Origin of the sequence: Wolbachia endosymbiont of Kerria lacca, from assembly GCF_051602725.1 — a bacterium.
In the GTDB taxonomy this organism is placed as follows: Bacteria; Pseudomonadota; Alphaproteobacteria; order Rickettsiales; family Anaplasmataceae; genus Wolbachia.
On sequence record NZ_CP192272.1, the window covers coordinates 270,097 to 290,355 of the forward strand.

Genomic DNA, 20,259 nt, shown 5'->3' on the forward strand with positions numbered 1-20,259 from the left:
TCCAAACTTAACTTACTAATTTTTTATCTTCAATCCACTTATTAAAATCTTCTTTACTCACTGCTTCAACAACAATTGGCATAAATCCATGACCTTGACCACATAGTTCATAACATTGCCCATAATAAATACCGGGCTTTGTAACGTTAAACCATGCTTCATTCAGCCTACCTGGTATTGCATCAATTTTTATACCAAAAGCCGGTATTCCCCAGCTATGTATTACATCTCCTGCTGTCACTTGTAAACGAATATTAGTATTGATAGGTAAAATAACGTTATTATCAACAGAGAATAGTTTTAAATCTCTTTCGGTAAAGTCTTCTTTTCCTTTTATATAGCTGTCAAATGAAATACCTTGATATTCTGGGTACTTGTAACTCCAATACCATTGATGACCAATAACTTTTAGTGTTATGTCAGCTTTTGGCACTTTCTCCTGTAGTTTAATTAATTCAGCATTTTTAAAAGCCAATACCCCAACAATAATCGTTGGTATAACAAACCAGATAATTTCTACAAAGATATTATGAGTTATTTTACTGACATTTTTCACTTTGCCCTTACGAAAGCGAAATACTACATAAGCAAGCAGGGCCCATACAAAAAGCATAATTGCAATCATTACACTCATCACAAACGAATGTGACTTAACTACAACCTCCATTATCTCAGTTGCAGGCGCAGGAAATCCAAATTGCCAAGAAGTAGGAGCAGAAGCAATTGATATATTTGAGTAAAACATTATCAATAATGCAAATAACTTCACCATATTTTTTGCTGTAAAACTAACTGTATAATAATATATATACACTTACTATGCAAACAGAGATTATAGAATTTACACAAGTGTTTTGCTAAATATTGAATCAAAAGTAAATGATGATTAATGTTTTTTTAGCATTTAATAAATATAATAATACGATACTAACTTGAGGAAAAAGCATTTACATGAATCTATTTTAACTTAAAATATTATAATATTTTAAGTTAAGTATTTACTTTAAGGAAATTCTATAATAAGTTTAATAGTGTCTGTTATTGCTAATAACCCTCTAGCCTCACACCTAAAAAGTAACAGACACTATTAAACTTTAAGTAAGTTTGCCTATTTATAATTCATTGAGGTAAAAATCTTACTAATTCCTTTAATTCTATTATACAGCTGAGTTTACTAATTAACCTTTAATGTTTACGTTAGCATTTGCATCTTAAATCAAAGATTTACATATTATAGAAAATAATTATAAAATAATACACTACTTGTGTGTAAATTTTTTTGCATATCAAACTCTGTAAACAAATTTTCTAGAAAAGCCAAATAAATTATCTCTCTATGAAAGATCTATCGAATGTTGCAATTATAGGTGTAAACAAGAACGATAAAAGAGTGCGAGATTGAGTAACTATATATACTTCTACTGGCATACCAGGATATAGGTATACGTTTTTAAATTGAGCAAGTTCTGATTTTGGTATCACCACTCGCACTGAATAATAACGCCCCATCCTTGGATCATCAAGAGCATCAGGGGAAATATGGTTTACTATACCGTTAATTAAACTTAAGCGACGTGCACTATAAGCGCTCAGCCTTACTTTAACTTTCAGCCCTTCTAGTCCGTCGATAGAGACTATATTGCTATCTTTCTTTTTTGCTGACAGTATCTCTTCTATGTTTCTGGTTAGAACTTTAGCATCTATTATTAGATCATCATCTGATGGTACTATACTCAGGATTGGGACTCCAGATTGTATAACACCACCTTCAGTGTGGTATCTTATATCTGTAACTATACCATCTTGAGGTGATTTAATTATTGTACGTGCTAACGAATCTTCAGCAACCATCAGCCTCTCTTTTAAGTCTGCAATAGATGTATTAACTTCCTTAAGCTCAGCATTTGCTCTTTCTTGAGCATCATTCTTCACATTTATAATCTCTAACTCATTTTCTCCAATCTTTTGCTGTACTTGAGATATTGCAGAACGGTAATGTCCAACTCTACCCTCAATTTCAGCAAACTGTTTTTCTAAAGCTAAAATGTGTGGTTTGCTTATATGGCCACTATCAAGTAATTGTCTTTTTGTTTCTAACTCCTCAGTTATCAAGTCATATTGCTTATGGGCTGCATTTAGTTGAAAATTTAGCCCTGCTAATTCATCATTTAACTGCTTTATACGTTGTTGCAGTATGTCAGTTTTTCCTAATATACTCTTTCTCTGAGAGTTGAACAACTTTACCTGATTCTTTATCGCTTTATTTACAAGTTCATCGTTAGATAATCTTTTAACCTCATCAGAAAATTCTAGCGTATCTAAGTCTCCCCTGATTGCAATAAGTCTTGCTTCAGTTGCCAAAAGTGATAAGAGTTTTTCTTTAATTATACTCAAATTTGCCTTTTCGTTAACATCACTTAATAAAACTAAAGGCTCATCTTTTTTAACTGCTTGACCTTCTTTTACTAAAATTTTGCTTATTATTCCCCCACCCAAGTGTTGCACTATTTTTCTATTTGAAGAGACAATAACTTCTCCACTTGCATGCACTGCTCCGTCAATTGGAGCTATAGCTGACCAAATACCACCTATTCCAAAAAAGATGAATATCACCACTAAACCAAAAAATAGTGGTCCCCATGTGACTTTTAGGACTTCATTTACGTTATTACTCTCACGTTTAAAAATAAAATTTATCATCGCATCAATCCATGCGAACGTCTTATCCAAAAATTGATATTTCTTCTTTCTATTTCCTGCCCTTTGCATATCTATATCATCACTACCAATAAGGCCTGTCAAAGAAAGTCCAGCACTAAGCTTTTTTAACTTACTCATTATAATACTACTGCGAATTCTTGTTAATCAGGATAACACACAAAAACAAAGAATCTATATCTTAAGTACTCTACTTAGACTATGGAACATCAGAATAAACTATTTAGTAACAATTCTTATACTCTATTGAATGGTTCAGCATTAGGCTAGAAAATCAAAAAGGTTTTACAATAACCATAATAACTATAATTATTATTAACACTGTTACTGCTTCGTTTAAAACACGAAAATAAACGTGAGTTTTCTTATTCAAGCCCACTACAAAATTTTTCCTATGCTTTGCAAGTAGGAAATGAATAGCAAACATTAAGAATAATGCTAGCGCTTTTACATGAAACCACCCTTCGTGATATGGTTCCCTAATAATCATTAGCATAATTCCAAAACTAAGGGAGAAAAGCATTGCAGGGTTTATGATATATCTAAGGAGTCTCTTCTCCATTATTTGAAGTAAGCTGTCATTTTCTGACCCTGGTTTTACAGATGCATGGTAAACATAAAGCCTTGGCAAATAGAGCATACCTGCCACCCACATAATTACAGAGATAACGTGAAAAGCTTCAAGCCAGTGATAGTAGTCCATATAGATAGTATTATAAAATGTTAAAGATTTCTGGTATGATCTCAGTTTAATAAAAGAAAGTCAATATGAAAGCAGGAAATTTCACTAAAGAGCAAGTGATTGGGTTCTACAGAAAAATGCTTCTAATACGCAGATTTGAGGAAAAAGCAGGACAATTATACGGAATGGGATTAATAGGCGGATTCTGTCACTTATCAATAGGGCAAGAAGCAGTTGCAGTTGGGACTCAAGCTGCATCAAAACCTGGTGATGCTTTTATCACAAGCTATAGAGACCATGGCTTAATGCTTGCATGTAATTCTGATCCAAATGTTGTGATGGCAGAACTAAACGGCAAAGAAACAGGGTGTTCAAAAGGTAAAGGTGGCTCCATGCACATATTTGATGTTGAAAAAAATTTCTTTGGTGGACATGGAATAGTAGGTGCACAAGTCCCAATTGGTACAGGAATAGCATTTGCTAATAAATACAAGAAAAAAGATAACGTTGTATTCACATATTTTGGTGACGGTGCTGCAAATCAAGGACAAGTATATGAATCATTTAATATGGCATCTTTGTGGAAGTTACCTGTGGTTTATATCATAGAAAATAACGAATACGCAATGGGAACTTCTGTGCAAAGATCAACTTTAGTAACTGAACTATATAAAAGAGGAGAGAGTTTTGGTATTCCTGGAAAACAAGTTGATGGAATGGATTTTTTCTCTGTCTATGAGGTAACAAGTGAAATAGCTGAGCACGTACGTGGGGGAAAAGGACCTCTCTTGCTTGAAATGAAGACATATCGATATCGTGGCCATTCGATGTCAGATCCTGCTACTTATCGCACAAAAGAAGAAGTTGAAGATATGAAGCAAAATCATGATCCTATAAGTAATTTAAAGCAGTATATGAAAGATAATAAAATAGCTTCTGATGAAGAATGCAAAGCTATTGATAAGGAAATACGAGACTTAGTAAAAAAGTCAGAAGATTTTGCTAAAAGTAGTAAAGAGCCAGAGATTGATGAGCTGTATACTGATGTTTATAAATTTGTTAGCTAATCAGTTGCCATCAAAATTATGTTTTGGCCTACTATAGATATTTTTTGGCAGCACTTAACTTTATTATATAACAGCCTAGTCAATAGAAACTGTAGTAACTCTTATATTATTGATATACACCGCTCTTGGATCATAGGTTAAATGAGTTTTATTTGACTTTTTGTGCTAGTTTGCAGAATATAAAGTTATTAATTGAATAAAATACATGACAAAAGAAAACTGGGAGACAGTAATTGGACTTGAGGTACACGCTCAGGTTTCTTCTAAGACAAAGCTATTTTCTAGTTCACTAACGGAATTTGGCACTGAGCACAATACTCAAGTTTCTCTAGTTGATGCAGCAATGCCAGGTACACTACCAGTATTAAATTATAGCTGCATAGAGCAAGCAATATGCACCGGACTTGCAATTTCTGCAGAAATTAATAAATGCTCTTACTTTGACCGGAAAAATTATTTTTATCCCGATTTACCACAAGGTTACCAAATAACCCAGTTCTTTGAGCCAATAGTTAAAAATGGTAAAGTGTTTATCAATAATAATGAAAAAGAAATAAGAATCGCAAGAATTCACTTAGAGCAAGATGCAGGAAAGAGTATTCATGAAGAAAGCAAAACTTACGTAGATTTAAATCGTGCAGGTGTTGCTTTAATGGAAATTGTTTCAGAGCCAGATCTTCGTTCATCTGCAGAAGCTGCAGAATTCATGAAAAAATTGAGGCAGATTTTGCGTTACATCGGTTCATGTGATGGTGATATGGAAAAGGGGTCACTTCGCTGTGATGCAAATGTTTCTGTTCGCCCAAAGGGTAGTAGCACATTTGGCACTCGTTGTGAAATAAAAAACTTAAATTCAATACGTTATATTGTACAAGCTATAGATTATGAAGCACAAAGGCAGATCAAAATTTTGGAAAGCGGAGGAGAAATAAGTCAAGATACCTTATTGTTTGATGTCACTTTAGGAAAAACAAAAGTGATGAGAAGCAAAGAAGATTCAAGTGACTATAGATATTTCCCTGAACCTGATTTGCTACCTGTTGAAATAAGCCAAGACAAAATTGATTCTATTAAATCATCTTTACCCGAGTTACCAGATCAAAAAAAACTGCGGTACATTAATGAATTAGGTATAAATGAATACGATGCAGACGTTATCACTTCTGATAAAGAAATTGCCGATTATTTTGAAAAATTAGCAAAAAAGCATGATTCAAAGATTGCAGTTACCTGGTTAACCGTCGAGCTTTTCGGTCGTTTAAATAAAACAAATATTGATATTGTTAGCTCTCCAATTAAAGCAGATGCTTTATCCGAGCTCCTCGACTTTATCGTCGATGGAACGATCTCTGCTAAACTTGGCAAACAAGTTTTTGATATTATGTTTGAAACTGGCAAACCGGCATCTCTCATCATAGAAGAGCAGGACCTAAAACAAATAACCGATAGAGGTCAAATAGCAGAAGTTATCGACACAATCATCAATAGCAACCAAGATAAAGTTCAAGAATACAAAAGCGGTAAAACAAAACTATACGGATTCTTTGTTGGCGAAGTTATGAAATCCACTAAGGGAAAAGCCAGCCCTGATGTCGTAAACTTGGTTTTGAGTGAAAGATTAGGGTAAAAACAGGGGTAATGTATCTAGAAGATGATTCTAATTATGGGGGGTTCAAACGCCCTTACCCTGGTATTACCTTCCAAGAGTTATTGATCGTAATATCTCTAATGCATGAGATGGATATAACATCTCTCATGTCTAAGATGGGTAAAGAATATTCTTTCTCCATAGACACAGAGTTAGAGCCAGTTCAAGGTTTTGATGATATTGTTGTCCGGCATGAGCAAAATAAAGGTATAGTATATGAGTTTACACAAGTTAAACACAACCAAGATGGAACTAAAAAAATCAGTGTAGGTAGCTTATTAACAAAGAGTGGTAAGTTTAATTTGTTGAAATACTTTATTGCTTATTTAAAGATCAAAAATAATGCAAAGTTTAGTGGTGGAACAAAGCATTTTCTTTTTGCTACGAATATGGATCTTGATTCACCATATTCAATACAACACGAAGTAAGAAATCTAAGAGCAATGTTAAGTGGAGAAAATAAAGGAAAAGAACTTTCATTTGTAAGAATAGACACAAAAGATGAGTTTCTGGATATAGGTGATAGTGCAAAATATAGAATTAGTGATTCAGATGGTAGTATTGCTCAATACTTGAAACAAAATATGGATTTTATAAAGCGTAAGATAGGTAAGGAAGTCAGCAATAAAGAGATAGAGGACTTTTTAAATGAACTGGTGTTCGTCGTTAACTTACCCCATGAAGCTCAGCTAAGAGAATTATTGCTAGGTGAGTTGAGTAGTAGGTTGAACAAAAAGTTTGGCTATATTGGTGACAATCAAATCTTTTGTAATAATCTTCTAAAAAAAATATCAGACTGGGTAAAAGATATAAAAGCGCGTCCTTTTTCGCACAAAGAGGGAGAAGAGCTTTTTCGAGAAATTGAGCAATTTCCTAAGACTTTAAGTGAAATAGAGAGAGAAGTAAAAAAAGGGAATAAAGGAATAGATGAAATAGTAGAACAACAGCGTAAGGATAGTAAAAAACTGCATGAAATACATGTAGCTGTAACAGCACAAAATAACAAGCAGATAGAGGAGCCTATTTGGTTTAAAATAATAGAGCCAGTTGCATTTTTTACTGGAAGAAATAGTGAATTAAAAGCCTTACATGATGCACTACAAAGGAGTACGGGCAGACAAGCGGTGATATTGCAGGTTGCTACTATTAGTGGCCTTGGAGGAGTGGGAAAAAGTGAGTTAGCTAGGAAATATGCTTGTGAATATAAAGAGCATTATGATGGTAATCTTGTATGGGTAAATGCAGGAACACAAAAGGATCTTGAAGAATCGTTTAAAGGATTAGCTAAGGAGTTAAATAGAAGGTTACCTGAAGGTTCGAAAATTTTTATTACAGATGAAGATACTGAACAAGAAAAGGGAATCAGATCTATTATTAAGAGTGTATATAGATATTTTAAAGATGTAAAAAGTCTTTTTATTTTCGATAATGCAAGAGAATATAAATACATTAGAAAGTTTTTACCTTCATCTTTACATTCTAGACATAAAAAACCTTATGTTTTAATTACTTCTCATGATCAAAAATGGGATTCGGTAGAAGAAGGAGATATAAAAGTAATACGGTTAAATGAATTTTGTAAAACAGAAGCTTGCGAGTTTGTTAAAAAAGCTTTGAACATAGAGGACAATTTACAGGATCAGGAAATAGAAGAATTAACAGAAAAGCTGCAGTATGTTCCCTTGGCTTTAAAACAAGCAACCGTATATATTTGCAACAAAAATAAAAAATCAAAGTTGAGAGGTTGTGGAAGATTTGAGGTAAGTGATTACTTAAAGGAGTTCCAACAACATACAAGAAAGTCACTTAAAGAAGGAGATTGTGAAGGCGAAGATCGTTATACTGAAGCAGTTTCAATAACTTGTACCATTACGATGACACATATACAAAAAGAATACGGCTGTGAAACGTTGAATATTCTGGAGATAATGGCCTACCTTGCTCCTGACAAGATTCATATAGAAGAAGTCTTTTCAAAGTTAATAGCAGAGGATAAGGAAAAGTTATGGAAGGCTGTTGAACTACTCGATAGATATTCAATGATTGACTTGAAAGAGGAAGTGGCAAGTATTCACAGAGTAGTGCAGGGAATAACTAGATTAAAATTACAAAAGGAGGGCCAAGAAGAGGAAGTTCTAAGGAAAGCTTTGGAATTGATAAACAGTGGTGGTTTAGCACAAGGTAGTATGAGCCATATTGCATTTGTATGGGGATACGCAAGTACATACGGTAAGTTGATTGATAACTTTTACTTTCACTCATTTTATGTATATGGAGGAACACTGTTTATAAGGAAAAGCACCCCTTTGCACTTGCTTGCTGAAAGTGGTGATTGTAAAGCAATTAGTGCAATAATAACACATATAGAAAAATATTACCCAGGTGAATTGGTAAAAATTGTTAATGTTAAGGACAATCACGGTCAAACTTTGTTGCATATTGCTGCTAAGAGTGGAAATTTGAATGTAATGAAATGTCTAGTCAATAAAGGTGCTAGCACTAATACTAAAGATAAATATGATAATACTCCATTGCATTCAGCTGCTTATTACGCTGGGGAATTGGATATAGTAAAATACCTGATTATTAAAAATAATAACATTAATGCTAAAGGCGAATATGGCAGGACTCCATTACACATTGCTGCTATAAATGGAGATCTAGATATGGTGGAATATCTAATCAAAAGGTATGCTAATATTGACGCTAAAGACAATTGTGGTATGACTCCATTACATTTAGCTGCTGACGTTGGGGAATTGGGTATAGTGGAACACCTAATTAATGAGGATGCTTATGTTGATGCTAGGGACGAACACTACAGAACCCCATTATTTTTTGCTGCTGAGAATGGAAAATTAAATGTAGTGAAGTGCCTAATTGAAAAAGGTGCTAATGTTAATGCCAAGAATGAATATGGCGAAACAGCGTTACACCGCGTTGTCTATAAAGCCACTTTCAGTGGAGACTTAAGAATAGTGGAGTTTCTAATCAATAAAGGTGCTAATGTTAATGCTAGAGATAGAAATAGTAGAACTCTATTACACTACTCTGCTTTATCTGGAAGCTGCAATATTGCAGAATGCCTTATTCGAGAAGGTGCTAATATTAATGCTAAGGATAAAGATGGCAACACTGCACTACACTTGGCTGTTATTAGGCAAAAGGTTGATATAACGAGGACGCTACTAAAACACAATGCAAACGTTAACGCTAGAAATAATTTAGGGAATACAGTACTGGACTGTGCAGTTGATAACTGCCAAGAACTTGTGGAGTTGCTTTTAACCCATGATGAAAGTGTTGAAGTAGCTTAAGAGAAAATTATTTATCTGTTTATTTTAACGTCCCAAAAATGTTTAACAAAAGTGTGTCAAACTGAATTTTTAGTTTAACTCAATTTTCAATAGATTTCTTGCATAAACAGGTGTCATCCCAGCTGGAACCCAATATCTGGATTCCAGTGGGCTTTGTTGCACAGCTCTTCGGATAGTGGGTAATGTATAATAAATTCATGAAGCTATATCAAACTTAGCCATGCCTATTTCAGTAAATTTGTTAAGCAAATAACACTTGAGTAGCAGTTCCTTCTCACGATTAATCTCAGATTTATTCCTAAAACTAAATCCAAATATTTGCTTCAGTCGCGAGAAAAAACTTTCTATATAAGATCTCTTCCAATAATTTATCTCTTTTTTCCACCTCTTCATACCATCTTCATCATATGACTTTATGAGCTTGATTGTAGAATTTCTCTCATTCATATAATCCAACTTTGGATGCTCTACTGCATTATTTTGCGGAGGAATCCTTGTCTTTATGTCAAGCTCATCGCACAGTTTGTATAACTTCTTTCGATTATATGCCCTATCTGCATATATCGTGCTTATGTTATACTTGGTATCCACTCTTTCAATAAGATCACAGGCTCCATAGTGGTCGGAATAAACTCCACTACTGTATTTTGCAGCTATAACTTTTTTACTACCTATCTCTAGCATTACATGTAGCTTTCTTGTTTGCTCATAGCGGCGATACTTTCTATCTGTACCATTTGCCTTACTATGGCCTGGAATATTATTGTAGATGCTGATACCTGTACTATCTATAGCAATTTCAATATCTTCCATATCGTTCTTATCAACTCTGCAGTCGTTGATTTTGATATTAAGCTTTTTAAACCTTCTTGAAGCCTGCGAATAGCTGATAATTTGCAAAATTTTCCCTATTTGCTCAAGATATTTCTCTATAAATCCCACTGTTTGCCTAAGACCAATCCTGAATAGATAGGTTATTATGTGAATTAGAATCACTACTTTGTCGCTGTAGACATTGTTGCCACCTGCTACTTTTGGACTATTTTCGTACCAATTTTCAATGGCATCGTTGATATAATGAAAAACATTTCCCCTTTCTTGAAGAAATTTGTTATATTCATTGCAGTTACTGACTTTCATTCTTATTGGCATATTTTTCCTTTGTCGGCTAAATATCTATTTTATAACAAATTCCATCAGTAACTGCCTGTTCTTTCCTTGAGTGGTGCAACAAAGCCATTCCAGTGTCACGCGCTGGAATGACATCAACTTTTGAATTCGAGTTATGCAAGAAATCCAACATATTAGGAACGACAATATCAGGTTGAGATGTAGTTCATATGTAAAGGTAACCTCTACTTTTCCTCAGCTTTCTTTCTAGGCTCTGTAAACAAAATTTTAAAGAAGCCATATAGTGTAGCTAGAGACATTTTTAGTCAACTGAGTAATTTTGTTCCTCTAGCCTGAGGTCAAAATAAATTTGAATGGGTTTCCCAGTACGTCAACAAGTGCATGAACTTTAGTCGCAAATCCCCGTCCTCAATTAATTTGACCTGCTAACATTTTGTACACAGAGCCTAGCTCTTTTGCTATTTGCTTGACTTGTTTCTTTACATAGCTTCTAATTTAAATTCTGCTGTCTATTCTCTTTCATTCATAACCTTTTGCAAAACGTTTTTGCTTTCTTCTCTGCTGGTCACTATTGCTTATATAAAGCAAGTACAGTACTGAATGATGTTGCAAGCACTCAGTTCGGCAATATTATCGATTTAAGACGAAGTTAAGATTTCGATTTTTTATTCAAACTCTTCTGAAAGTTTTTATACATATTGAAGACATCTTGATAATTTAGGTGAGTGTAAACTTGAGTAGTTTCAAGGCTTGAGTGGCCAAGCAGCTGTTGTATTGATCTTATGTCAATATCTTCCTGAAGCAAATGAGTAGCAAAACTATGGCGAAATGCATGTGGAGATAAAATTTCTGGTAAGTTTAAAAATCTTCTTATTTTTTGCAAACGATTAGCAACATAAGTTCTTCCCAATTTTTTTCCTCTTACCCCGACAAAAAGATGTCCCGCTTCGTCAAAGTGGGGACAAGCTTTTATATATTTTTGTATACACTTTTTTACTACTGGAAGAATAAATACCTGCCTTTGTTTATCTCCCTTACCTGTTACTATTAAACTTTCATTGCTAATATCACTAACCTTAAGATTCAGTGCTTCAGTGATTCTTAAGCCCGTACCATATAGCAGAACGACAATTGCAATTTCTCTTTTTACCACCCAAGGCTCGCCTAGATCAGGCAATTTCATTTCTTTCAATAGAGTTTCTATGTTAGATATTGAAAGTGCTTTAGGTAGAGTTCTTCTCTGAATTGGCCTTGATAAAGAAAATACCGCTTCATTATTTATTTCATAATTGTTTTTTATATATTTGAAAAAATTTCTGATTACTGACAATGCGCGAGTGTTAGATCTCGCATTTACACCTCTTGCATAACGAGAGGTAAACCAACTTCTCAGTTCAGGTATGCTTAATTTTTCTAAAGAGCCAACATTTACTTCTTCACCAATGTGAGTATTTAGGAAACTTATAAGATCTTTGAGGTCCCTCATGTATGACTCCAAAGTGTTTGGTGAGTAAGACCTGTTGTACTTTAGCCAATCATACCATTTTTCAATGATTGAACCGAGGTCCACAGTTACTTTTTAAAGAAAGCATCGATGCACGCATCCCTAAAGGCTTCATTTATATCAGGATGAGAGTGACAAATTCTGTATATATCCTCTGCTGCTGCACCATATGCCATTGCAACCGCTGCTTCATTGATTAGCGTATCAGCGTATGCTCCTATGATATGTACACCGAGTATTGTATCTGCTTTGCTACAAGTCAGAACTTTCACGAATCCCTCAGCATCGTCAGTGACTTTTGCTCTACCGTTTGCAGCAAATTGACATTTACCAACTTTATACTTTCGACCAGCACTTTTTAGTTCTTCTTCAGTTTTACCGATTGAAGAAACTGCAGGGTGGGTGTAAATGACTGACGGTATGATTTCATAATCAACGTGAGGCAATTGCCTTGCTAGTATCTCTGCAACTGCCACCCCTTCTTCCTCAGCTTTGTGAGCAAGCATTGCTCCACCAATCACATCACCAATAGCAAATATTCCTTTTACGTTGGTTTCATAACTATTGTTGACTTTAATAAAGCCACGACTGTCTTTTTCTATTTTTTCAAGACCCTCAGAGCATGGTTTGCGCCCTGCTGCCACCAATACCTTATCCGCCTCTATAGTATTTGTTTGATTATCTTTTACAGAGCAAACTTTCACACTCAAAGAGTTACTACTTTGTTTTATTCCCTCAACTTTAGTGCTAAGTAAAAATTTTATTCCTTGTTTTTGTAGACTAGAAAGTAGAGACTTACTTAATTCTCCATCAATTGCTGCAGCGATTCTGTCAAAAAATTCTACTACAGTGACTTCAGACCCTAGCCTCCTCCATACAGAAGACATTTCAAGCCCTATTGCCCCGGCTCCGATTACGACAAGTTTTTTTGGTACTTCAGTTAAAGACAATGCACCAGTTGATGAAATAATACTTTTCTCATCGATATTAATTCCTGGCAAAGAAATAACGTCAGAACCGGTTGCAATTACTATATTTTTTGTCTTCAGCACCTTACCTTCAACTGAAACTTCAAGGTTGCCTTGATCAAAAGAAGTAATTTTTCCAAGTCCATTGATCTTCGTAATTTTGTAAAGGTTAAACAGATATTCTATGCCTTTTCCAAGTTCCTGAACTCTAGCGTCTTTATAGCCTATCATTTCTCTCAAATCGAGACTTACATCCTTAACTTTTATGCCAAGTTTTGATAGATTATTTTTCGCGCTAGCATACTGATAAGAGGAATGGAGTAATGCTTTTGATGGTATACACCCAACTCGCAAACACGTGCCACCAAAAATGCTATTTTTGTCTATACAAGCAACTTTGAGTCCAAGTTTTGCAGCAGCAATAGCGCATTTGTAACCACCTGGACCACCACCTATAATAATCAAATCATAATCAGTCATAAAAAACAAACCTATTTTCTAAAGAATAAACACCATTTCCTTCAGTCGTTATATACATCTTACCATGGGTAAATACTGGAGCATGAAACACATTACCGGGTATTTTAATTACCCTTCCTGTACTTTCAGATCCAGGAAAAGCAAATATTGAACCTTTATTACTTGTTACCCAAAGCGTATGGGCATACATAATTGGAACAAACAATTGCACATTCTCTATAAAATCAGATGTCCAAACTGTTTTTCCACTTTGTATGTCGATGCCAATTACCTTATTATCTTTAGTCACCATGAAAATTCTTCCGCCTTCTTTTTGTTTCTCTGCAGGAATAAGAGGGCTATAATATGACTCAATGTTTGATATACTTTTTACTTGTAGTGGCCTTGACCATAAAATATTTCCTGAGTTTACGTCAATGCTATAAATATAAGAGTTGCTCGTAGCTATTAAGATATTATCGTGTACTCTAGGTGTAGTAGTTACATCTGTAAGCTGTGTATCCAAAAGGTTTGTAGCCAATTTTTGGCTCCACAATTTTTTACCGTCTTCATTAAAAGCTATCAATTCACCATTTGAAAATGGTGCTATTATTTTATCATTGGAGATTGCTGGTGAGATGGAATACAAACCTCGAACCTCATTTATACCATTTTGATAATTCCAAATGGAACTGCCATCTTTTATACTAAATGCATGCAGATAGTTATCAATAGTCAACACTACCAACTTATTGTTTATTACTACTGTTTTCCCTCTTACCGGAGCTCTTAATTCTTTTTCCCATTGAATCTCTCCTGTTTTCGCATCTATTGTGTGTAGAATGTTATCCACTATGAAGAAAACGTTTTCTTTGTAGCTCGATAAACTGATATTACCAATTTTTTTCCTACTTGAGAGGTATAATTTCCAATTTATAACTCTTGGGTTATCGATATCAAAGGAATATAAGGTACCGTGCTTGTCTGGTAAAATAACGCTATTTTCTGTAAGTATTGGAGCTACATATCCTTGAGATAATTTTTTATCTACTAAACTTATTCGTTCGCTTGCCATTGTATAGTTACTATACAATAACATTATCATGACAATTATTATTTTCATTATTTAGTGAAAACAAGATTCATTAATATACATACTAGAAACGTAAATCACAACGAAAATGTTCTTAATTGTGGATCAAAAGCATTAACGTAATGTCATGCCATTATGTAAAGATCCTCTTACTGTAATAATTTTTATCAAGTATTGATTAAAACACATTTCGATAGCCCAGACTAACGCTGTCAGTAATATTACCATAATATGAAATGGAAATGGACGCAGCATTTTCACGATGAAAGATATTGTTGTAATGTCATTCATTTAAACTATGCATATCAATTTGAAAAATGTACATTGTCTTATGCTATAGTACCTAAAAGTAAATGCTCAACATACAAAATAACGCTTCACTTTGCAGGCAATGGATATTCTTGGCAGTACTTGCTCTTGCTTGTTCTGGACTGCTGTCAATAATTGTTATTTTTCTACGATTGCCTTTTATTTCTTCTCTCATTCCTTCTGCACAATATATCTTTGATAATGCACTGGTGATACACGTAAATTTGTCAATTTTGGTATGGATGTGCTCTATAATATCTCTGCTCTTCATCATAAACTTAAAAAACACCAATCATTGGTTTAACTTCTCATGGACTCTCTCAATCCTTTCCATGCTGCTAATGTTTATATCTGCATTTGTTCCAAATACTGAAGTTATCAAAAGTAACTATATACCTGTATTACAAAACAAATTATTTTTACTTGGACTCAGTCTTTTCATTACCAGCATATTGATAAATACAGCTCTAGCCTACATATCAAATAAACAAGACTCATATCTTTCAATCGGACAAATTGGCCTGGTCATTATACTTGTGTCATCATTTCTTTGTGTTGTTTTAGCACATAAAAATATGCCTCCAGGTCTATATCACTCAGACAAGAATTTATTTTATGAATATCTCTTTTGGGGAGGCGGACATTTACTGCAGTTTGCCTTTGCTCAAGCAATGTTTTTAGTTTATTTGATCATACTGAATGCTCGCTATATTAGTCTAAATAAAATTACCATTTTACCACTATTTATAAACACAGTTTTGACCGTAGGTGCGCCGTTTATATACTTTATTTATTCGGCGGATAGTGCTGAATTGATACAGTTTTTTACCTGGCATATGAGAATTGCTGGAGCAGTTCTGCCGTGCTTTTTAACAATATTAGTGTATTGCAACATAAAAACTCTGCTCAATGATAAGGGCAATTATCTTCTTCACTCGTTTGTATTGTTCATTTATGGAGGTGTGCTTGGAGTGCTAACTATTGAAGGAAATGTCACTATTCCTGCGCATTATCATGGTTCTGTAGTTGGTATTACTATAGCTTTTATGAATTTTGTCTACTGGCTGTTACCAAAATTGGGCTGTAAAGAAATAAAAAGCTCCATAGTAAGATTACAGATTTATGCATATAGCTTGGGACATTTTCTCCACATTACTGGACTTGTTTGGCTTGGTGGATATGGTGCCTTAAGAAAAGTTGCAGATCTGCCAAGTATTTCATCAATGTTGGCACGTGCTTGTTTTATTACGGGTGGAGCTATATCAGTTATTGGTGGAATGTTATTCGTAATAATTGTGATTTTACATCTTCTTAAAGGCAAGGCTCGTACCAACTAACCCACAGAAACAAAACTAAAAATTTTAGTGTAAAATTACTATATTTACTTTGTACTATGGCTCAAACAACCTGCTTCAAATTTGGAAAGGCAGTGAAATGAAAAAAACTATATCAAGCTACACTGAATTCTTATTTGCCACTCCTTGTGGTTCTTGTGTTCCATTTACTTGAGAGCTAGGTTTCATTATTAAATCACCAGCTAAGAATGCAGATACTGTTGCTATAACAACGATTAACCACATGTCCAATTTAGTTGTATGTTCAAGTGTAATATACACTACTAACCCAACAGCAAGACCAGTACTAGCAGTAGCGATGTATGTTGCTTTTTCTTTTAGTTGTTTATTTGCTTCATTTTTGACTTCTAATATTTTCTTTTCTTGCTGTGAATGCTGGATTTGAGTATTTAGTTTATTTTTTTCAGCTTTTAATTCTATATTTTCGTTCTGAGCTGTCTTCCTTGCATATTCTAAGGATCTATTTAACCCTTTAGCTCTATCCTTTTTAGTTTGTAAGTCTTTATTTTCCGCCTCTAGCTGCTCAAGTTTATTTATTTTTTGTTTCATTTCACTTTTCATTTCATTTTTTAATTCATTTCTTATTTTATCTTTCAATGTAGCTATTGCATCTTCTGAGCTTTTTTTAACTTCTAGTTCCAACACGTCCTCAAGCAATTCTGCTAGTTTTATTTTTTCGTTGGAGGGCAGATAGTATGGATCATATAGAGCATTAACAAGATCTTGTAAATCAGAAAATTTAAAATCAGGCATAATAAACCTCAATACTAAAAATTTATCGTGTAATACATAAAAAACTAAAATCAAGAAATTTTGTATTATAAACTCAACAACCATCACCTACAAGGTGAAGGGTTAAATTTTAATCAATTTGAAATTGATCATTGTCATGAAGTGGCTCGCCTTCCTGGATAGATATGTACTCTTGTATAACCTCGTCTGTCAGAACTTACGGCTCAATATCCACGTGCCCAAAGGTGCCTGCCCCAAAATTGCTTACTTAGACTTGCAAAATCTTGCATCAGCAACCTTGAACTTGTTCCTTTCAAAAGTTGTACAATTTTACTAACACTTTGCTGTGGTTTATATGATATAAACATATGAATATGATCTACTGCAACTTTGCCTGAGATAATTTGGATCTCATTTTCCATAGTAACCTGCCTTAGCAGCTCCCTAACTCTAACAGCAATTTGGCCTATTAGCACCCTTTTCGATATTTGGGAATCCATACCAAGTGTACTCTCATATCGTACTTAGAGTGTGCATTATACCCATAACGTCGCATACGCGACTATTGTAACTTGCCCTTCGCCTCAAGGCGGGACAATCCCCGAAGGGGGACACTAAAATGTCAGACATTAAAATTGCTGTATTTGCTCAATTGTGCTAACTTAAAGCTTAAAACTGAAAAATATTTATGTTAGAAGAAAAATACAGCTTTAGAGAAATTGAAAATAAATACAACATATTATGGGAAGGAAGTAAAGTTTATAAATGGAATGGTGAAGAGAATAACACTTTTACTATAGACACTCCTCCACCAACGATATCAGGAAAGCTGCACATCGGCCATATATTTAGCTATTGCCATACGGATTTTATTGCAAGGTTTCAACGCATGCTGGGAAAAGATGTGTTTTATCCAATTGGGTTTGATGATAATGGTCTTCCGACTGAAAGGTTAGTCGAGCAAACCTATAAAACCCGTGCAAAAGAAGTTGGCAGAGAAAAATTTATAGAGATGTGCCATGAAGTTATTGAGAAGTCAAAACAAGAATTCAAGGAATTGTTTAAATCAGTTGGCATTAGCTATGACTGGGATTTGGAATACCACACGATCAGCAAGGAAGCTGTGGCACTTTCTCAAATGTCATTCATTGATCTATATGATAAAGAGTATGCATACAGGAAAATGCAACCTATTCTTTGGGACCCAGTCGATAAAACTGCAATTGCACAAGCAGAAATAGAGGATAAAGTCTTTGAGTCATTTTTGAACACGATAGTTTTTTCCACTGAAGAAAATGAGCAGATTAAGATTGCAACTACACGGCCTGAGTTGCTTCCAGCATGTGTTGCAGTTTTTTGCCATCCAGAAGATGCACGCTACACTCAGCTGATTGGAAAAATAGCCGTAGTGCCAATAACAGGAGCAAAAGTTCCAATAATAGCTGATGATAAAGTTAAAATAGATAAAGGTACTGGGCTTGTTATGTGCTGTACGTTTGGTGATGAGCTCGACATATATTGGCAGCAAAAGCATGGTCTGCCGATGAAAATTATTATCGATCAGGATGGTAGGATAAGTCTAGATTCAGTGTATGGTAATAATAGATCCCAGTGTCAAGGCACTGGGATGACAAAGGGGAGTGACATTCCAGTGCTTGACACTGGAATCCAGACATTAGAGGAGACACACGCTCCAGCGCGTGACGCTGGAATCTACGATGAAGTAAATGGCCTAAGAGTTAAAGAAGCAAGAAAGAGAATTATTGAAATCCTAACTGAAAAGGGCCTTTTAATAGAAAGCACTAGCATTTCTCATTCTGTTAAATGTGCTGAAAGATCTGGTGCGCCGCTTGAAATATTACCTACTTATCAATGGTTTGTCAAGACTTTAGAACAAAAAGCTCAACTGTTAGATAAAGTGAGTAAATGTAATTGGCATCCAGAATCTATGCGTAAACGTATGGAGGTGTGGATAGAAGGGCTAAGTTGGGATTGGTGCATCTCAAGACAGCGTTATTTTGGTGTACCATTTCCAGTTTGGTATTCAAAACGTAAGGGAGAAGAAGGCAAAATCATTCTAGCTGAAGTAAAGGATTTACCTGTAGATCCACTCAAAGATTTGCCGAAAGGGTATATTAAAGAAGAAGTTACTCCAGATCAAGATGTGATGGATACTTGGGCAACAAGTGCGATCACTCCTCAATTAAGTGCACTGGCAGTAAACAGTGAGCTCGGTTTACCAAGCCATCGGTATGATAAGATATTTCCTGCAGATCTGCGCAGCCAAAGCCATGAGATAATAAGAACTTGGGCTTTTTATACGATTTTGAAGGCACATTATCATGCAGATTCACTGCCGTGGAAAAATATCATGATTAGTGGTTGGTGTTTGGCTGATGATAAAAAAAAGATGAGTAAATCAAAAGGTAATATCATCACTCCTCATGTAATGCTTGAAACCTATGGAGCTGACGTAGTACGCTATTGGGCAGCAAACTCAAGACTTGGAGTTGACACAGTCTACTCTGAAAATATCTTCAAAATTGGCAAACGACTTGTTACGAAACTTTGGAATGCTAGCAAATTTGTTTCCATGTTTATGGAAAGATATCAAGGATTGAGCATAAATTCCATCAGTGAGACGATGGATAAGTGGATATTGTCCAAATTATATAAAGTGATAGAAAAAACGACGAACAACCTATTACAGTTTGAATACTGCGAAGCTTTGAGCGCAATAGAAGAATTTTTTTGGAAAGATTTTTGTGATAATTACTTAGAGTTAGTTAAAAAACGTGCATATGGAGATGCATTGGACAGCGAGGCAAACATGAGTGCGAAACAGAGTTTGGCATATGTACTCAATATTATTTTGCGGTTATTTGCACCATTTTTGCCATACATTACAGAGGAAATATATCATCAGTTGTATAGTTATAACTCCGTTCACAATAAAAGTAATTGGCCTAACAAGGAAGAACTGACCTATGATAAGTATTCTGAGGAAATGGGAGATAATTTCGTGCAGATATTAAACCTTGTGAGAAAAATAAAAGCAGATAATAACGTATCAGTTAAGCATCTTATACAAAAGTTGATGATAAAAGCGAGTGTAAAAGAGGATGAGTTAAATTATTCTGCTCAGCATGATTTGCAGTCAGTTTGCAATGCTGAAGTGATAGAATGGGTTGAGAGTACAAAAGCAGAGCTTATAACTGAGGATGGAAAATTTACTGTAAGTTTATTGATTGATGTAACTTAGCATTCGTATTACTA

Annotated in this window: 14 protein-coding genes and 1 pseudogene; 5 read left to right on the forward strand and 10 right to left on the reverse strand. The window is 34.6% G+C overall.

The genetic code is table 11. From position 1 onward, the window contains the following. Nucleotides 1–7 precede the first annotated feature (7 nt). The 3 genes from coxB to hemJ form a co-directional block, all read right to left on the reverse strand. Nucleotides 8–772 (reverse strand): cytochrome c oxidase subunit II, encoded by a 765-nt coding sequence (coxB, locus tag ACQ4M0_RS01300; RefSeq protein WP_213863699.1) that lies wholly within the window; start codon nucleotides 770–772, stop codon nucleotides 8–10. Nucleotides 773–1,326: 554 nt separating this feature from the next. Further along, nucleotides 1,327–2,838: an HlyD family type I secretion periplasmic adaptor subunit gene (locus ACQ4M0_RS01305; protein ID WP_007302760.1), complete on the reverse strand. Its 1,512-nt coding sequence runs from the start codon at nucleotides 2,836–2,838 to the stop codon at nucleotides 1,327–1,329. A 154-nt stretch (nucleotides 2,839–2,992) separates the two neighbouring features. Continuing rightward, the gene (gene hemJ, locus ACQ4M0_RS01310; protein ID WP_064085941.1) at nucleotides 2,993–3,421 is read right to left on the reverse strand and encodes a protoporphyrinogen oxidase HemJ; all 429 of its coding nucleotides are present in this window, start codon (nucleotides 3,419–3,421) and stop codon (nucleotides 2,993–2,995) included. Between the two features lie 65 nt (nucleotides 3,422–3,486). Between hemJ and pdhA the strand changes: the two genes are divergently transcribed. From pdhA to ACQ4M0_RS01325, 3 genes are all read left to right on the forward strand, one after another. Continuing rightward, complete coding sequence (gene pdhA / locus ACQ4M0_RS01315) at nucleotides 3,487–4,467, forward strand: pyruvate dehydrogenase (acetyl-transferring) E1 component subunit alpha (RefSeq protein ID WP_007302758.1); 981 nt, start codon at nucleotides 3,487–3,489, stop codon at nucleotides 4,465–4,467. 205 nt (nucleotides 4,468–4,672) lie between these two features. Further along, nucleotides 4,673–6,094 carry an Asp-tRNA(Asn)/Glu-tRNA(Gln) amidotransferase subunit GatB gene (gatB, locus tag ACQ4M0_RS01320; RefSeq protein WP_438456495.1) on the forward strand — a complete coding sequence of 474 codons (1,422 nt, stop codon included), beginning with the start codon at nucleotides 4,673–4,675 and terminating at the stop codon, nucleotides 6,092–6,094. A 110-nt stretch (nucleotides 6,095–6,204) separates the two neighbouring features. Next, nucleotides 6,205–9,432 carry an ankyrin repeat domain-containing protein gene (locus ACQ4M0_RS01325; RefSeq protein ID WP_438456496.1) on the forward strand — a complete coding sequence of 1,076 codons (3,228 nt, stop codon included), beginning with the start codon at nucleotides 6,205–6,207 and terminating at the stop codon, nucleotides 9,430–9,432. 195 nt (nucleotides 9,433–9,627) lie between these two features. Here the strand turns inward: ACQ4M0_RS01325 and ACQ4M0_RS01330 are convergent, their stop codons facing one another. The 5 genes from ACQ4M0_RS01330 to ACQ4M0_RS01350 all read right to left on the reverse strand — a co-directional run bounded on the left by ACQ4M0_RS01330 (nucleotide 9,628) and on the right by ACQ4M0_RS01350 (nucleotide 14,617). Further along, entirely contained in the window at nucleotides 9,628–10,584 is a 957-nt protein-coding gene (locus ACQ4M0_RS01330; protein ID WP_213863789.1) for an IS5 family transposase, read from the reverse strand. A 16-nt stretch (nucleotides 10,585–10,600) separates the two neighbouring features. Continuing rightward, complete coding sequence (locus ACQ4M0_RS01335; RefSeq protein ID WP_438456497.1) at nucleotides 10,601–10,735, reverse strand: hypothetical protein; 135 nt, start codon at nucleotides 10,733–10,735, stop codon at nucleotides 10,601–10,603. 477 nt (nucleotides 10,736–11,212) lie between these two features. Then, nucleotides 11,213–12,133, reverse strand: a complete 921-nt coding sequence (locus ACQ4M0_RS01340) for a tyrosine-type recombinase/integrase (protein WP_010401376.1) — start codon at nucleotides 12,131–12,133, stop codon at nucleotides 11,213–11,215. Between the two features lie 2 nt (nucleotides 12,134–12,135). Further along, on the reverse strand, nucleotides 12,136–13,515 hold the full coding sequence (lpdA, locus tag ACQ4M0_RS01345; RefSeq protein WP_007302754.1) for a dihydrolipoyl dehydrogenase: 1,380 nt from the start codon (nucleotides 13,513–13,515) through the stop codon (nucleotides 12,136–12,138). After that, nucleotides 13,508–14,617, reverse strand: a complete 1,110-nt coding sequence (locus ACQ4M0_RS01350; protein ID WP_438456498.1) for an outer membrane protein assembly factor BamB family protein — start codon at nucleotides 14,615–14,617, stop codon at nucleotides 13,508–13,510. The genes lpdA and ACQ4M0_RS01350 overlap by 8 nt, the downstream gene beginning before the upstream one ends. A 323-nt stretch (nucleotides 14,618–14,940) precedes the next feature. On the opposite strand from ACQ4M0_RS01350, the gene ACQ4M0_RS01355 reads away from it, so the two are divergent. Continuing rightward, complete coding sequence (locus ACQ4M0_RS01355) at nucleotides 14,941–16,233, forward strand: cbb3-type cytochrome c oxidase subunit I (protein ID WP_264685189.1); 1,293 nt, start codon at nucleotides 14,941–14,943, stop codon at nucleotides 16,231–16,233. A 117-nt stretch (nucleotides 16,234–16,350) separates the two neighbouring features. On the opposite strand, the gene ACQ4M0_RS01360 is transcribed toward ACQ4M0_RS01355, so the two are convergent. Continuing rightward, nucleotides 16,351–17,004: a hypothetical protein gene (locus ACQ4M0_RS01360; protein ID WP_264374707.1), complete on the reverse strand. Its 654-nt coding sequence runs from the start codon at nucleotides 17,002–17,004 to the stop codon at nucleotides 16,351–16,353. A 109-nt stretch (nucleotides 17,005–17,113) separates the two neighbouring features. After that, a pseudogene (tnpA, locus tag ACQ4M0_RS01365) lies at nucleotides 17,114–17,539 on the reverse strand (IS200/IS605 family transposase). 132 nt (nucleotides 17,540–17,671) lie between these two features. Between tnpA and ACQ4M0_RS01370 the strand changes: the two are divergent. Next, on the forward strand, nucleotides 17,672–20,245 hold the full coding sequence (locus ACQ4M0_RS01370; RefSeq protein ID WP_438456499.1) for a valine--tRNA ligase: 2,574 nt from the start codon (nucleotides 17,672–17,674) through the stop codon (nucleotides 20,243–20,245). The last annotated feature ends 14 nt before the right edge of the window (nucleotides 20,246–20,259 follow it).